16 protein-coding genes and 1 pseudogene are annotated in these 15,377 nt (G+C 51.6%); 7 read left to right on the top strand and 10 right to left on the bottom strand.

What is annotated here, in order from left to right; genetic code table 11:
* On the top strand, positions 1-1,493 hold a 1,493-nt coding region (locus K4305_RS07385), incomplete at its 5' end, for a WD40 repeat domain-containing protein (protein ID WP_331561770.1).
* A gap of 191 nt (positions 1,494-1,684) precedes the next feature.
* Here K4305_RS07385 and K4305_RS07380 read toward each other — a convergent pair.
* Entirely contained in the window at positions 1,685-2,155 is a 471-nt protein-coding gene (locus tag K4305_RS07380; protein WP_331561769.1) for a thermonuclease family protein, read from the bottom strand.
* Here K4305_RS07380 and K4305_RS07375 point away from each other — a divergent pair.
* Positions 2,136-2,476 (top strand): annotated as a pseudogene (locus K4305_RS07375) (recombinase family protein); the annotation flags it as partial. The gene K4305_RS07380 and the pseudogene K4305_RS07375 sit on opposite strands and share 20 nt — an antisense overlap.
* Before the next feature lie 742 nt (positions 2,477-3,218).
* Entirely contained in the window at positions 3,219-3,704 is a 486-nt protein-coding gene (locus tag K4305_RS07370; protein ID WP_331561768.1) for a JAB domain-containing protein, read from the top strand.
* Between the two features lie 653 nt (positions 3,705-4,357).
* On the opposite strand, the gene K4305_RS07365 is transcribed toward K4305_RS07370, so the two are convergent.
* Complete coding sequence (locus K4305_RS07365; protein ID WP_331561766.1) at positions 4,358-4,600, bottom strand: hypothetical protein; 243 nt, start codon at positions 4,598-4,600, stop codon at positions 4,358-4,360.
* 37 nt (positions 4,601-4,637) lie between these two features.
* Between K4305_RS07365 and K4305_RS07360 the strand changes: the two genes are divergently transcribed.
* On the top strand, positions 4,638-5,468 hold the full coding sequence (locus K4305_RS07360; protein WP_331561765.1) for an ArdC family protein: 831 nt from the start codon (positions 4,638-4,640) through the stop codon (positions 5,466-5,468).
* 481 nt (positions 5,469-5,949) lie between these two features.
* Here K4305_RS07360 and K4305_RS07355 read toward each other — a convergent pair whose 3' ends face one another.
* Entirely contained in the window at positions 5,950-6,183 is a 234-nt protein-coding gene (locus K4305_RS07355) for a hypothetical protein (protein ID WP_331561764.1), read from the bottom strand.
* Between the two features lie 92 nt (positions 6,184-6,275).
* Between K4305_RS07355 and K4305_RS07350 the strand changes: the two genes are divergently transcribed.
* Positions 6,276-7,160 (top strand): thermonuclease family protein, encoded by an 885-nt coding sequence (locus K4305_RS07350; RefSeq protein ID WP_331561763.1) that lies wholly within the window; start codon positions 6,276-6,278, stop codon positions 7,158-7,160.
* A 578-nt stretch (positions 7,161-7,738) separates the two neighbouring features.
* Here the strand turns inward: K4305_RS07350 and K4305_RS07345 are convergent.
* Positions 7,739-8,299, bottom strand: coding sequence for a Fic/DOC family protein (locus K4305_RS07345; RefSeq protein ID WP_331561762.1), 561 nt, complete (start codon positions 8,297-8,299; stop codon positions 7,739-7,741).
* A 587-nt stretch (positions 8,300-8,886) separates the two neighbouring features.
* Here K4305_RS07345 and K4305_RS07340 point away from each other — a divergent pair.
* On the top strand, positions 8,887-9,393 hold the full coding sequence (locus K4305_RS07340) for a hypothetical protein (protein ID WP_331561761.1): 507 nt from the start codon (positions 8,887-8,889) through the stop codon (positions 9,391-9,393).
* Between the two features lie 83 nt (positions 9,394-9,476).
* On the opposite strand, the gene K4305_RS07335 is transcribed toward K4305_RS07340, so the two are convergent.
* The 4 genes from K4305_RS07335 to K4305_RS07320 form a co-directional block, all read right to left on the bottom strand.
* The gene (locus K4305_RS07335; protein ID WP_331561760.1) at positions 9,477-9,770 is read right to left on the bottom strand and encodes a helix-turn-helix domain-containing protein; all 294 of its coding nucleotides are present in this window, start codon (positions 9,768-9,770) and stop codon (positions 9,477-9,479) included.
* A complete protein-coding gene (locus K4305_RS07330) occupies positions 9,745-10,098 on the bottom strand; it encodes a type II toxin-antitoxin system RelE/ParE family toxin (RefSeq protein ID WP_331561759.1) in 354 nt (117 codons plus the stop codon). The genes K4305_RS07335 and K4305_RS07330 overlap by 26 nt, the downstream gene beginning before the upstream one ends.
* 168 nt (positions 10,099-10,266) lie before the next feature.
* Positions 10,267-11,112 (bottom strand): hypothetical protein, encoded by an 846-nt coding sequence (locus tag K4305_RS07325; RefSeq protein WP_331561758.1) that lies wholly within the window; start codon positions 11,110-11,112, stop codon positions 10,267-10,269.
* A gap of 814 nt (positions 11,113-11,926) precedes the next feature.
* A complete protein-coding gene (locus K4305_RS07320; RefSeq protein WP_331561757.1) occupies positions 11,927-12,301 on the bottom strand; it encodes a helix-turn-helix domain-containing protein in 375 nt (124 codons plus the stop codon).
* Positions 12,302-12,404: 103 nt separating this feature from the next.
* On the opposite strand from K4305_RS07320, the gene K4305_RS07315 reads away from it, so the two are divergent.
* Positions 12,405-12,779 carry a helix-turn-helix domain-containing protein gene (locus K4305_RS07315; protein ID WP_331561756.1) on the top strand — a complete coding sequence of 125 codons (375 nt, stop codon included), beginning with the start codon at positions 12,405-12,407 and terminating at the stop codon, positions 12,777-12,779.
* 657 nt (positions 12,780-13,436) lie between these two features.
* Here the strand turns inward: K4305_RS07315 and K4305_RS07310 are convergent.
* Both K4305_RS07310 and K4305_RS07305 read right to left on the bottom strand, forming a co-directional pair.
* Positions 13,437-14,294 (bottom strand): hypothetical protein, encoded by an 858-nt coding sequence (locus K4305_RS07310; RefSeq protein ID WP_331561755.1) that lies wholly within the window; start codon positions 14,292-14,294, stop codon positions 13,437-13,439.
* On the bottom strand, positions 14,257-15,294 hold the full coding sequence (locus K4305_RS07305) for a type IV toxin-antitoxin system AbiEi family antitoxin (RefSeq protein ID WP_331561754.1): 1,038 nt from the start codon (positions 15,292-15,294) through the stop codon (positions 14,257-14,259). The genes K4305_RS07310 and K4305_RS07305 overlap by 38 nt, the downstream gene beginning before the upstream one ends.
* Positions 15,295-15,377: the final 83 nt, after the last annotated feature.

The following is a 15,377-nucleotide window of genomic DNA, read 5'->3' as shown; positions in this document are numbered from 1 at the left end:
CCGGTTCCGGCGATAAAACGCTGAAGCTGTGGGATGCGCACTCCGGCACCTGCCTCCAGACACTCACCGGCCATTCCGGCTGGGTCAGCGCTGCGTCATTCAGCCCTGACGGGACGCGCATCGTTTCCGGTTCTGCCGATAAAACGCTCAGGCTGTGGGATGCGCACTCCGGCATCTGCCTCCAGACGCTCACCGGCAATTCCGGCTGGGTCATCGCTGCATCATTCAGCCCTGATGGGATACGCATTGTTTCAGGTTCTGCCGATAAAACGCTGAAGCTGTGGGATGCGTATTCCGGCATCTGCCTCCAGACGCTCACCGGCCATTCCGGCTGGCTCAGCGCTGCATCATTCAGCCCTGATGGGATGCGCATTGTTTCCGGTTCTGCCGATAAAACGCTGAAGCTGTGGAATGCGTATTCCGGCATCTGCCTCCAGACGCTCACCGGCAATTCCGGCCGGGTATGGGCAGTGTCATTCAGCCCTGACGGGACGCGCATTGTTTCCGGTTCTGACGATAAAACGCTGAAGCTGTGGGATGCGCACTCCGGCATCTGCCTCCAGACGCTCACCGGCCATTCCGGCCGGGTCAGAGTTGCGTCATACAGCCCGGACGGCACGCGCATCGTATCCGGTTCTGACGATCACAACCTGAAGCTGTGGGATGCGTATTCCAGCATCTGCCTCCAGACGCTCACCGGCCATTCCGACTGGGTCAGCGCTGCGTCATTCAGCCCGGACGGGACGCAAATCGTTTCGGGTTCTGACGATGAAACGCTTAGGCTGTGGGATGCGCACTCCGGCATCTGCCTCCAGACGCTCACCGGCCATTCCTACTGGGTCAGCGCTGCGTCATTCAGCCCGGACGGGACGCAAATCGTTTCAGGTTCTGCCGATGAAACGCTCAGGCTGTGGGATGCGCACTCAGGCATCTGCCTCCAGACGCTCACCGGCCATTCCGGCTGGGTCATCGCTGCATCATTCAGCCCTGATGGAATACGCATTGTTTCAGGTTCTGCCGATAAAACGCTTAGGCTGTGGGATGCGCACTCCGGCACCTGCCTCCAGACACTCACCGGCCATTCCGGCTGGGTCAGCGCTGCGTCATTCAGCCCTGACGGGACGCGCATCGTTTCCGGTTCTGCCGATAAAACGCTGAAGCTATGGGATGCGCACTCCGGTACCTGCCTCTATACGCTCACCGGCCATTCCGGCGGGGTCAACGCTGCGTCATTCAGCCCGGACAGCACGCGTATCGTTTCGGGTTCTGAAGATAAAACGCTGAAGCTGTGGGACGCCCACTCCGGCCAGTGCCTCATGACGATGGCAAACCTGCCGGATAACGAAACCGCTTCATGGAGTGAAACGGAGCTGAAACTGCTTTCGGCATCGAAAGAGGCCTGGCGCTGGATCGGCCTTGCCGATGGCTGTCGCCGCCTGCCAATCGAGTTACTCGACGATCCGGCAGATCCCTTAACTCGAAGTCTTCAGTGATTACATTGATTTCAGGAGAGGGGAATTGGAAACAGAGGCATAAGAGGCTCTTTGGATCTATTATTATTGTTTGTTGTATAATAATAGTTATGTAAAATTGCTAATATTATAAGCATATTTTATAACACTTTATAGCCACTGTTTGCAGCACCAATAGCCACTCCATCTGGGATAAGAAGAGAAGTTTTTCCTCACGGATTGCACATCCGACATGGCTCATAACCTGCATTGATCGCATCTTCACGGTTTCTGAATACTGCCGTACAGTTTTTACAGTCGTAGACACTGCAGCTTGGCCTGTGAAATTTCTGGCTTTTCACATTGCCATGGTAAACAGCCTGAACTGGCAGCGGGTTCTCGGCATTCGTGATCTGAGCCAATGAAACAATGCCTCCGGTTATGCTTCCTGGGATTGCCACAGAAATCCGTCTGCCTTTGAGGTATTCCCATGGTGGCACGGGATTCGGATCCACCCACAACCCTCTCCTTGCCATCTTGGCTTCGTCCTCCAGCCTCTGCAGGCTGGCGTTTTTCGAATACTTCCTGTAATGCCAGGCATAGTCCGCTCTGACAAGCTCAGCATTGACATCCATATCGCCGGCATATACCCATGCTGCTTCATCCGGCGAGATCGAACAGGTTGGCCAGGATACGGCTGACATGATCCAGCTGATCAAGGAATTTGATCGTATAGGTGTCACCCTCTGGTTTCTCGATGACGGTAACAGTACGGAAGGAACGATGGGGAAGATGGTGGTGACGATTCTCTCTGCCGTCGCCCAGGCAGAACGGCAGCGGATTCTCGAGAGAACCAACGAGGGCCGACTGGAGGCGAAAGCAAAAGGGGTGTGATCGGAAGAAAACGATCGATCGACAGGGACACACTGTTTGCCCTGCGTGAACAAGGCCTCGGAGTTACGGATATTGCACGGCAGATGAAGATCGGACGTTCAACCGTCTATTTGATTCTTCAGGAGGGTTAACCTGTAGATAAAACCTGAAAGTTTTCACACTTGCGGTGTCATGTGCGCTCCATAGCGTCTAACACCTCGGTTGATCCGGGGCTTTTTACATGTCTGCATGTCTATGTTTTGTCGTGTTTGCATGATTGCATGTAGTTATGCTGTCTTGTCATCATGATGGCCTGTATATATGTAGTTATGGCATCATATAACTGCGGTGTCGTTGATGTCGAGGAGTGATGCCAGTATAAACAAGAACTTCGCTCTCAACCGTAGGGGCTACCTTCTGTAACCGTCATGGGTTTAGTGGAACAGCCATGCAAAACGCCACGCCGTCTCGTATTCATTTCTCTAACAACGGTTCTTCAGGACTCTATGTGGCCTTTGGTTTGGCTTTGGCGCTATGGTGCTCAATAGTGCCGCTTGCCCGGAACAGTTCAGCACGTTTTTGTTTCCCGGATGAGCCGGTATGATTCGTCGGTGAGGACATGTGTTCCTCCTGTTCCCCCTTCGTTAAGAAACATCCAAAGAAATAATGTGATGTCATGCCCGCTTCGCGGATTGAGAATTCACTCATCCCCGGAGGGGGCTGGCCAAGATACGCCAGTTTGCCTTTTTGCTCAAGGGCCGTTCGCTTCCGCTCTTTGTTTGTGCAGCTCACTTGTCTCCCTTGCCCAAAAAGTTTGCCTGTCCTCGGGGAAGCCTCTGTCCCCTCGGGGAATGATTTGAAAGGCAAACTTCAGCAACTTCAATGGTTACGGCTATGAGACACGCAGAGACCCTTCCGCTATTCCAGGCAGAGCAGCAGATTATGATACCACGTTACGGTATCCGGCTGGTGAAGGAATCAGAGATCATGTATGATAACAGGCACATCAATGGTGCGGCGGCTGTATCTGAGCTGATGCAGTTTATCGGGCTGCATGAGAAGGCAGGCGAGGAGTTCCATTCGGTGTACCTGAACACCAAGAACGAGATTGTCGGGATGGAGATGATCAGCAAGGGAACCCTGAACGCTTCGCTGGTGCATCCGAGGGAGGTGTTCAAGGGGGCACTGCTTGCCAATGCAAACGCCCTGATTCTGGCTCACAATCATCCGTCCGGCAATGTTGAACCGAGTTCAGCGGACAGGCAGGTGACGGCGCTTCTGGTGAATGCGGGGAATATCCTCGATGTGAAGATCCTCGATCATGTCATCATCGGGAGCAAGGGCGGGTACTACAGTTTCAAGGAGCACTCCCTGATTTGATCGACCCCGCGGCCCGGCCAAGCCGGGCCTTTCCCGTATGTATTGTTATATGCTCGATAGTTGACTGATGAGGTTGCTGGTTTCTGGTGGAGTTTCGGGGTTTTGCTATTCAATGTCTGGAGAGCGGGAAGGATATCCATGAGGTTTCTTGCATGTGTGCTGATGCAAGCAAGATTGCCTAAAGGAGGTTGAAGGAGGGACAGGGTGCTCAACAGGTCGGGATGCCCGATCTGATCAGCACCCTGCCGGAAGAGCCGATCTGAACAGCATCATGGGATGCCATTCAGATCGGCTTTTTGATGTGACGGGCTATTTGGTATGGTTGTCTATTTCGCCTGGCTGTATCTGCGCCCCAGCAAAGACTATCCCGCAAAAGCGGGAAACTCCTTGCTGGGGTTGATGGCTGGCGGGCGTCGCTGTCAGCCGGAAGAAAGCGTCTGTTGTACACCCTCCGCCAGAGGGCATGCGGCTTCCGTTCAGCGCTGCCCGGTGCCGTGCAACTGCTTCACTTCTGCCGCATCACCCTCTTGCTCCGGGGCACAACACGCGCTTGTGAACCCCTTTTGTCAATCATACCCGGTGTACCGGATAGAATCCACCCGGCAGGCCATTTATGCCAGCCTGCCGGCGGGTCTATCGTAAGTCATACCGCTTCACGTACAGCAACCTGAAAGATCCGCTGCGGGGTCATGAGCGCTCCAGTGCGGCAAAGGTCTGTTGTCAGTGGTTCTTCCTTTTTTCCTGTCGGAAAAATGGCCTGGCGGTTCTCTCATGGGCTTGAGGCTGCCGTGGCTCCTCCACCCGCTGTCGCTGGGGCGGGTAGCCTGTATGGGCAGCCCGGCGTTCAGGTCATGCACTCCTGCCGTCCTCGCTGGTGCCCTGTTGCTGTAGTGCACGTTCGCATTGCATCAACACTATCCTATGGAGGCTGTCATGTCTAGTTCTGTCTATGAGATCATCACCGCTCAGATCATCGCCCAGCTTGAAAAGGGTGTTGTTCCATGGCGTCAGCCATGGCATTCGGGTTTGCCGAAAAACCTGGTATCCGGCAGGGAGTACCGGGGTGTCAACCTTCTGCTGCTCTCCACGGCAGGAAGTGAGTATTTCGTCACCCGGAAGCAGGCTGAAGCGCTGGGTGGAAAGATCCGGTGCAAGGGGTTCCCGGTCGTGTTCTGGAAGATCCTCGAACGGGAGAACCGGAAGAGCGGCGAGATCGAGAGGATTCCGATGCTTCGTTATTACCGGGTGTATCCGGTTTCCGGTGTCGAGGGGATCGAGGTGCCGGACTCCGGTGCCGAGGCAGTCACGCCGATTGGTGCTGCTGAGGAGATCGTCCGGAACATGCCGAATCTGCGGGTGATCCGCTTCGATGGGAACAAGGCGAGTTACTCGCCCTCCCATGACGAGGTGACGATACCGGCCATGCAGAGCTTCGTCAATAGCGAGGAGTTCTACAGTACCCTTTTCCACGAGCTGGCACACAGTACCGGCCATCAGTCACGCTTGCAGCGCGAGGGCGTGACCAGAAACTGGGGGTTCGGCTCGCATGAATACTCGGAGGAGGAGTTGGTGGCCGAGATGGCCTCCTCGTTCCTTTGCGGCATCGCAGGCATCGGCAAGCAGACGCTGCAGAGTTCGGCGGCCTATCTTGCCGGATGGCTCAAGATACTGAAAGCCGATCCGAAGTACATCGTCCACGCAGGCTCGAAAGCGCAGAGGGCGGCCGATTACATCCTTGGCCATCACAACGAAGACCCCGGTTGATCCGGGGCTCTTCATGTTCAGGGAGGGGTGACGATATGCATGCACGGCTTCATGTTGCCCTGTCCTCATGCTGTCATGTCTGCTTGTGCTCATGGTGTCATGTGGGCATGATGTCTTTTCCTTGGTAGTGTTGTCGGCTTCGCCCTCAACGGAAAGTGCTCCCTTCTGCCGCGGTCATGGGTTTTGCGGGAACAGCAGCGCAAAACGCCATGCCAGCGATCATTCATTCCGCTACCATCCGTTCAGGGCTCGAGGATGCCGGTGCTTCGCATTGGCGATATGGTGCTCAACTGCTCCGGTCTGCCGGTTCAGTTCAGCACTTTTTTTGTTGCAGTTCCGGTATCGTGTTGGGATTGAATCAGTTGATGTGAGGACAGGTGGTGAAGAGGTTCAGTTCGTTAATTGACTGTGTCGGGGCTTTACAATCGCTCTGGTTTGTGATAATATTCTTTGCGTATATTTCTTGTGGTGGTGATGTACTTCATTGGATGAATAACAGATTACGGAGAAACAATATGACTCGCAAGGTAACCGGGCCGAAAGCCGCAAGCAGTGCTTCCAAGACATAGAGCAGTGGATCTACTGGAGTAAAATCGAAGACTGCTGCTGCAAGCGCACTATCCCAGACTAAAGCGCCGGCAAAACAAACAAGCGCAAGTGCGGCTTCTGCCGCATCAAAAACGCTGAGTGACGGGCGAAGCAGCAAGGCTTCCAAATCAGCTGCAGGGAGTACACTTTCTCAGAGGGCGGGTAAAAAGAAATAAGGTCGATCGTTAACGGTTGTTCAAACAATCAAGGAGACGAGGAATGGCTAAGGTTGCTATTTTCTGGGATCCCAAGGGGTTCCAGCTGGACAGTCTGGGTACGAACAAGTACCTGCGGGCAACGGATGGAGATACCCCGTATGTGTCGATGTCGATACGCATGCTGAGCATCGATACCCCCGAAGTTCATTATCCGGGAAACACAAAGCCTTCGAAACAGGATACAACCCTATTGCAGCTGGCTGAATGGATTCGCCAGGGAAAAGCTCCGATCAATGATGATCTTGCCGGATTCCTGATGCCGAAGCTCGAAGGTGGCAGGGCCGGAACACTGCAGATGGAGCAGGGAGAGAAAGCAAGTAAGGCTTTTCAGGAACTGGTCGAGAGGAAGCTGCACGAAGGAGGCAAGAACCGCACGGTATATCTTCATTCGGCTGAAAAGCCATTCGACCAGTATGGCCGATTGCTGGCCTACATGGCTCCGAACTATACGGCCGCTGAACGGGAAAGCATGTCGGCTGTAGAGCGGGCAACCTTCAACCTGCTGATGGTCATGGAGGGCTGGGCGGCAACTTTTCCGATTTATCCGAGCTTGCCGAAGCATTCAGATCTGCTGCTTCTGCAGGAAGCCGGAAGGAACGCGCTTGAAAGCGGTAAGGGTATATGGGCAGACTCCCTGACGCTGACCGGCTATGAGTTCCGGATGTGCGTCAAGCTTTACGAAATCACCAGCAAGCTGGTCAAAGGAACCAAGGTATCGAGTACGGAGAAATATTCATGGATCGACCGGTTCTGTCTGGATATGACCACTCGTGAGATATTCTATCCCCAGGACTATTTCAAGGTGCAGCCCTATAATCGAATATTCATCTGGGCTGAGGATGTGACGGATGCCGTTGGGAAGCTGAATCTGGTGCCTGGCGCATAGATTTGCTATAACTCTTGGTATGGCAGACGGAATGGGCCAATCAGGCTATTTGAGCCATTCTGTCTGCGGGTCTTGTCATAAGGCGTTGCGACAATCTTCAATGATGTCGTGTCGGCTTCGCCCTCAACGGAAAGTGCTCCCTTCTGCCGCGGTCATGGGTTTTGCATGAACGGCAGAGCAAAACACCACGCCAGCGGTTATTCATTTCGCTACCATCCGTTCAGGGCTCGAGGATGCCTGTGCTTCGCATTGGCGCTATGGTGCTCAACTGCTCCGGGCTGCCGGCTCGGTTCAGCACTTTTTTGTTGTTGCAGTTCCGGGGTTGATTGCTTTTTCGTTTTTGTTTTTCTGATCCCGCCTGCCGCTCCTTTTTGTAGTGTTGTTTGTTGAAGTGTATATTGAAGCATAACTATAATTATCTGTCAGATATGAAATCATCATTGGCTGAAACGCATGTCGTGTTGAAAACCAAAGCGGGGCGAGAGGTTATCCTCTTTCGTGAGGTGATTTCTTCATCGAAAGTCGAGGGGATTGCTTGTGCAGAGCGTGTGTTAGGCGAGCGGTACGGAGTTGAAAAGTCAGCCGGAATGCGAACTCTCAAGAAGCGCCTCGTCAAGAAGGCTCTCCATAAGCGCAAGGTCTAATTTCTGAATAGATCTGACATAGTCCACAAACTTCCTTTCAAGTACTTCCCAGTCGAACCCGTTGAATCCAGCCTGTAAGGCCATGAGTGTGGCAAGAAGTCTTGCTGTTCGGCCGTTACCTTCTCTGTATGGATGAATGAATAGCAGCTCGAGGTGTACCGTGGCTATTTTCCTGATGACTTCATTTCTGGAACCGTGACAAGGGGTGTTTGGCATCAGGATCTCTTTTTCGAAGTACTGCAGGGTTTGATCCAGGAATTTCGCTGCGGGGAAGGTGAAGCCATCTTTCGTCAGATTGACGGTTCTTGGCTTTCCTGCCCATGCGTAGATGGACCCGAAAAAGACCTTGTGTAACGTATTGATATCGGCGACGGTCAGTTGCTGATCAGAGCCGGTATGCGCTATCATGTACTCGAATGCATCCGCATAACCTTTGATCTCGGTCCGGTCAATCTCTTCCCTGGATGTAATACCCAGAAGATTTTTCAGAACCATGTCATGAGACCCCGGTTCATATGCATCAGCATCAGAAGCATGGTATTTTGTGCTGATTGTGTCGGGGTTTCTTTTTCCCTTTTGGCTGTGTTCCATTGATACGGGTAATGTTATGCTCCGGTATCCAAGCCTTTTCCTTGTATAAGATAGAGTTATCAAGGGATTATTCAGCATCGGCCAGTTAACAGTGATATGTTCGACCAATCAATCCCGAAAATGATTCTTGCGCTGGGAGTGGCTGGTTTCAGGCCAGCTGCAATTCTATTGATTGTCCGAAAAATCCTGCTCATCTGTATGGTTGGTTTCATCACGGATCACCAGAACCTTCAGAAGAAATAATGTACTGATCATACCCGCTTTGCGGACTCTGGGAGATCGTTCATCCCCGGAGGGCTCCGGCGCAGGATAGGCCAGTTTGCCTGTTTTGCGCAAGGGGCGTTCGCTTCCGCTCTTCGTTTGTGCAGCTCACTTTGGTTCCCTTGCGCAAAAAGTTTGCCTGTCCTCGGGAAGCCTCTGTCCTCCCGGGGAATGATTGATTAAATTACCGTTAACCAGTCCGGAGTGTGCCGGGCGTAACTGGATGAACCATGGATGTCTATCATGTTGGGAATTTGTTTCCCATCGAAAAGTACTGTACCGGACAGGAGCAGCATGTGGCCATTGTGACAAACAGCTTTTTCAATGTATTGATGTCGCTGAAGCATATCAAAAAACGCGAGAAGGAGCTGTTCATGAACGGCAGGCTGACGGTGTATCTTTTCGAGCAGAAGGGGATTCCTTTTCTGGTGCTCGATTTCGGAGAGGGGTTCAGTATCGATATGTCGTTCGATGCTTCGATGTTCGATGAGGAGTTCCGGAGGGAGTGGCTGGCGTCTGAGGGAAATGTGATCACGCTGTTTCTGGTGGAGGCCTCGACCGGAAAGCTGGAGGCGATGCGCTTGATCGCAGTAGGGTTTGCCGACGAGTTCCGGAAGATCTGTTCAAAGCATGTCGGGAGAACCGGTATCGGGCATCAGGTCAGGCTGATCCAGACGGCGTTCAGTACGCGGGAGATGATGGAAAATGCACGAACGTGCACCCGATTTGGTTTCTGAGCGGCGAGCCCCCTTGTCGGGGGCTTTTCTGCCGGGGGGAGGTGAAGAATGGCCAAGAGCCTTCATGCAAGGTTCCTGGCCGTTCAATGAATGAGGAGGTCAAGTTTCTTGCCAAGCGCTTCGGCGTAGTTGACGAGGGTGGAGAGCTTGACATCTTCGGCATGGTTCTCGATGCGGGAAATTGCCGACTTGTGTGTTTTCAGCTTCTCGGCGACCTCGACCTGTGACATGCCTGCGTTGAGCCGGGCTTGTTTGAGCATGACGCCGATGCGGAAATTCCGGTATCCTTCTTCATAGCCTTCGGCAAAACCGGGGCTCATGGCTTTCTGTTCGTCGATGAACGCCTGCAATTCATCCCTGTTCGTGTCGTTTCTCATAATCTTTTTTTCTCTGTTCTGCCAGCGCGATCTCCTGCGCTGGTGTCTTTTGTGATTTCTTGGAAAAGCCGTTGGTCAGCACGACAAGGTTTCCGTCATGCATGAACCCCAACAGTCTGACCGCATTGCCTCCATGCGAGGAGCGCACCTCCCAGATGCCGTCTGTCCCCTGGAGTTTCTTGAAGTACTCCTTCGGCACCATCTGAAAATCCCTGATGAGCGTCAGCACCCAGGCAACCTTCTGTCTTTCCTTGTCCGGGAGGCTGGTCAGGTACTCCTTTACCGGGCACTGACCCGATTGCGTCGTATAAAAAATGATTGAACGCATGGTAAAAGTTAACATCTATATCAACTCTGTGCAAGAGTGAAAGGTTGCTGTCTCGTGATGAGTTCTTTTTTTTGATATGACAGTGCCGGTTGCAAGACCTGCCAGATGCCGTGAAACCGGCCTGTATGGCTGCCTGTGTTCATGTATGTCTGTCAGCATGTTTACTCCTCAGGGGGATTTTCCGGTTTGTCTCGTGCCAGCATCAGGTTGCACCTTCGAAGGCAGAGGAGATATTGATGGCGGGGCGGTGCATTTGCCGGACTCAGGTTTGTTCAGGAGCTTGCAGAACATCGCTCGGGTTGCCTGTTCACGTGTTTGAGGATCGGATAAGGTGTAGATGCGCGATTTGTCGTCCTTTGGCAGGGAATGGAAAAAGTCGAGACGGGCCTCCTTGGGCAGTTCCTCCCAGTCGAGCAGCGTGAAAGTTTCCTGTTTCTGATCTCTGGAGAGCAGCCGCCACATGCCGAGTTCCATCGATGTGACAAGCCCTTCACGAGAGAGTCGGGTGTTTGTCGGCAATAGCCGCTTTTTCTGCATCTCGAACAGGTCTTCTGCCGCGCTTCTCAGCTGGAACAGCTTGTTTCGCACATCCATGAAGAGCTTCCAGGCATCAGCTTTATCGGGCAGTGGCTGGAAGATGTGCCCTTCAAATTTCGTCTTTTCAGCACCATCGTACCAGCGATCAAGTTCGGCTCTGCTGATGTTGTGTTTGCGGAGCATGAGACCGATGCCGATGTCGAAACCGACTTCGTTGACGACCCTGCCGTTTTCCTTCAGGAGCGCCTTGGCATACGTTTTCCCCTTGATGAGCTGCAGGGTTCTGATCGCCCGCTCGATCTCGGTCTCGTTTGCCTCGGTGACCAGCTCCATGGAGCGTGACCAGGCTTCATTGAAATTCCTGCCCAATTTCCGGGCAGTCTGTTCGAGCATGAAGTTCGAGCCATCGGAGGTTGTCGGCACCAAACTGCTGGCCGCTTTCATGAGGGCGGTTTTGACGGTGCTGGTCGGTTTCATGGGTTTGACGGGGTTGATGGTTCTTTGGTCTGAAGCACCAGAGGAAACTCTGGCCATGACCGGCGATAGCGGTTTTCAGGCCATCGGCAGCAACGCTTTCGTTGCCCTCTGAGAGGTTGAAGAGCGTTTCGAGAGCGATGCTTTCCGCCTCGGCGTTCCGGTACTTTCCACCTTTTTTCAGCCTGAGCCAGCGCTTCCAGTGGGTTTCGATGAAAGCCGGACTGAATCCGGGATTGACGAGCTGTGTGGGTGGGGAATCGACGGGCGCACTGCCGGAAAGGGGGACTTCAGGGGGATTTCCTGAAAAAGAGGTATCAGGTATTCCAGTATCTGTAGTAGTGTTCCCTGATCTGTTCCGTTTCTGTTCCTGATCTGTTCCGTATCTGTTTTTCTTCGACGGTAACTCACGGTTATTGATGAAGTTGATCTGTTCCTTGTCTGTGCCGGTTCTGCGCTGCATCTGTATCCGTATCTGTCCCTTCTGATTCTGTTTATTCGCGGTATTTTCCGGATAGGCGATGTACACCCCGATCTCTTCAAAAAAGTTCATGACCTTTTTCCTTGTCCAACTCCATCGTTTCGCATAGCCGGCAACGGTAACCGGATTGCCCTGGTCGAAATCCACCTGCAGGGAGAACGCTGCTTCCACCTTCGAGAAAGGACGGTCGGTCGGCAGTTCCCTCAAAAGGGCTTTCGACATAGGTATCCAGTTGCCGGATTTCATCTTCAGAACAGTACAGGTTCATGAAACCGGTACCGGGTTTGATGACGGAAACCTGTAGGTATGCTGAGGAGCATGGGTATGGGGTTCTGGTTATTGGTGTGATGCTGGAGAAGATTTATCAAGAAATAGTTGCTGCAGCATTGCGGGTGGTTCATCCGTTTTCTTCTTTTCCTGCGTTGGATGACGTGCAGATTGAATCTCGTCGAGCAGTTCCGAACGGGAGAAATAGAGCTTGCCGCCGATTTTGTAAAAGGGGATGGCGTTGCGGCTGACCTTGGAGTAGATGCCAGCCTTTGTAACTTTGAGGAGTTTAGCAGCCTCGTCTACGTCTAAAGGCGGGTCGTTTTCGGTGCCGAAGATCTGTTTCCTGGACAGTTTTTCAATTCTGCTCCCTATCACATCGAGCTTTTCATGCAAGCTCATGACAGCCTGGGGCAGGTTGTCGTAGGTTACATGCGCGTTCATGTTTGTATTTAGTGATATTTATTAATATATTTTACTATAAATTGATAAGCGTTAATTTTATATAGTAAAATCTTATCAATATCGCAACAAGATCGAGGGGGTCATGGCAGCTCGGGAAGTAGTATATAAAGAGCAGGCAAACCGGTTCAGGGAAGTAATCAGGGAACAGTTTGGGACGCAGATAGCCCTCGCCAAGGCCATTGGGGCCAGTGATGGGAGCTATCTGACCCATTACGTCAATGGGCGCAGCATGATCGGCAAGATTCTGCGGAAAAAGCTTGAGGCTGTCGGGATCGATGTCGATTACATCATTACGGGAAGACGAAAGGGGGAGGGAAGCTGTTCAGAAAAAAATCAGGAGCTCTATGACCAGTGTGTCGCCAAGATTCTGGAGATTCAGAAGAAGCTGACCGAGCTTTCTTCTGACGTTATTGAAGTCAACAAGATGATCAGCAGTATCAAAAAGTGCGTCGATTAATGATAATTTTTTGTCAGAGCGGCGTTTGATGCCATTAAGTCCAGCTGATAATGCCAGTTAGATGAATTTCTGCCTCCATGTGTTCGAAAGGCGACTGACAAACCGCAGAAAGTTTTCTTCAAGTAAGAGATGGTCTATTCTGAAATTACTGTCTGCTGACAGACCCCTTCGACATGGATACCTTTGCCCTACTGTTGTGATGGATTTTAATGGTTGCTCATGGATTTTAATCTCAAAAGTGTTACGCCATTGCCACGGCAAAATTTTTGAATGCCGTCTAAGTGTTTATAATATAATGATATGGGTCTATTCGTTTTTCCTTTACACTGTAGAGGTCAGAAGTTCGAATCTTCTATCGCCCACGGTATTCCTTATAAAGCCATGTAAGAAGATGACTTACATGGCTTTATCTTTTTTCTGAAAAAGTGCCGGTTTTTTTATAGTGCTGTATAAATGCATTAAAAAATGAGTGTTTAAGCCTCAATATTTCGTGTTGTTGCGCGTTTTTTATGCTTTATGCGATCAAATCTGCGACGCATATGCGACGTGAGAATGGTGGCGTCGCATAAGTCCTTCATGAGCATGTACTTGTGTTTTTATTGCTACCTCTCCAAAAATAAAGTGGCGATTTCATATCGTCGTGTTGTAATGATTCGGTTATCCTTGAGTCCCTTGCAGGAGCTTTTTCAGGAATTGTAACGCTTGCTCAAATTTGCTGTTTATTGATTCCTTGGCGATATCACGAAGTAGCCTGAGTTCACCGATCTCTTCGGATTCCCTGAACAGGATTTCTTGTACGGCGTGCAATGTTCTTGTATTGACTAATTGTGCTATTTCTTGTCCGAGCAACCGAATCGCTGCCAGATCGGGATCGAATCCTTCTTGCTCCAGCAAATGTGGATATGTCTCGTAAAGCGTCAACTGCATGTCTTGTGTCTTGCCACAGTTGTAGAGCATGAAATACAGATCTTCCGCGTCTCGACTGCGGTGCGGGTAAGCATCATCCCATGATATGATTTTAAGGAGCGCCAATGCCGCCATTGATGGAACCCGTATGTCCAATGGAGGTTCCTTCCTCAGGCGAACGGTTAATGCGGATTGCCAGGCCTCTTCAAATCCAAGCATACTCATGACGCGCTCATGATCCGGGGGCCAGCTGATTTGTTTCACATCGTCGCTGATTGATCCATAAGGCACGATGTCGATAAGAATGGCCGAAGAGACGGCTTCGAAACGGTGAGGCTGTTTGGTAGCCGTGAGATGGCCTCGGGAAACCATTGTGTCTGTAAGGAGTGTGAATGCTTCCCAGCCGGGAACTTCAACCCCGATGTCAATGTCTCTTGTTGCACGAGCAGTATGGATGCCGTGGAGATGCTCGAAGATTACGTCTCGCGCAAAAGCTCCTTCAACGAAAAACGGTATGCCCAGCTTATTTGTAACGTCCGTGATGTTTTTCAGTATGGATACAATGTCGGGGTCAATCCTGCCCGAAATATCCCTCAATTTGTTGTTCATAGATCATTCTTGCGGTTTCCATGGTTCGTTGGTCGCCCAGGGCGACAAGATCGGCATAAATCAGGAAGGGGTTTACAGTGTCGCCTTCATCGAGGCCCCAGCCTGGTTGCCAGAAGCGTTCGAGTATTTCCACATCCCCTTTCGGATCCTTTTTTAGCCGGTTGTTGATGACAAATTCAGCCAGTTGTTTTTTACCCGTGTAAATGGTCACGGTCCCAGGCTTCAGGTATCCGGTCAGTTTCGCAGCGGCAACTTCGCCACCCCACTGGGCAACGGTAGCGTCCAACTGGAGGTCATTCCACCAATATCGTTCTCCCCGGAACCGTCCCAGCAAGAGTTTCGGCTTCAAAGCATCGGGGTACGCTGCTGTCCAGCGCTCGAACAGCTCTTTTCTGTTCAGGAGTCTTTTGCCCTGTTTGCCCATGTTGAGGACGAAATTTTTCTCTGCAAGTTCAGCCAGGGTATTTTTTACCGTTCCCAGAGCGACTCCGGTTGCCTCTGCGAGATCGCGATATGGTCTTTCAAGAAGTTCTGGCTTGCATAACAAAGCATAGACGACCCTCAAGCCAACACCTTTGAAAAGGCGGCCAGTCTGGGGGAGGAGTTCAGGTTTTTCTGGCTTGTTTCCTTTCACCCAGATAAGGAGAGAGGGCCCCTGGATAAACGCATTTCCGACCGTATCGATAAACTGAATACCGGCAACGCGCAATCTTTCCGCAGTTTCTGGCGGGATATATCGGGTCGCCAGCACGAACGGCTGAGCAGCCTTGTCCTTGTCTATCAAGATGCGAGGCTCGTCAGTTTTGGTGAATCTTTTTTTTTCTTCCACAGACCATACGAAAGGATGTCCCTGCACCGTACCCTTGACAATGTAGTCGCAGTACTTCTCAAGAGCTCTTTCGATCTTGTATTCTAGTGGGACAAGCTTTGCCAGGGTCTCCATAGTCTTATGGAGGATCTCTTCGTCGTATCCCGTGTGTTTCAGTTTCGGGTCGGTCATGATCAGTCTGGTGTGTTCATGATTCGGTTATGTTCAATAAAATTGAACATAGAGATAATTGAACAAATACCAAAATATTATTG

It is taken from the genome of Chlorobium sp., assembly GCF_036528655.1.
Classification (GTDB): Bacteria; Bacteroidota; Chlorobiia; order Chlorobiales; family Chlorobiaceae; genus Chlorobium.
This window is presented reverse-complemented; position numbering and strand designations above follow the sequence as displayed.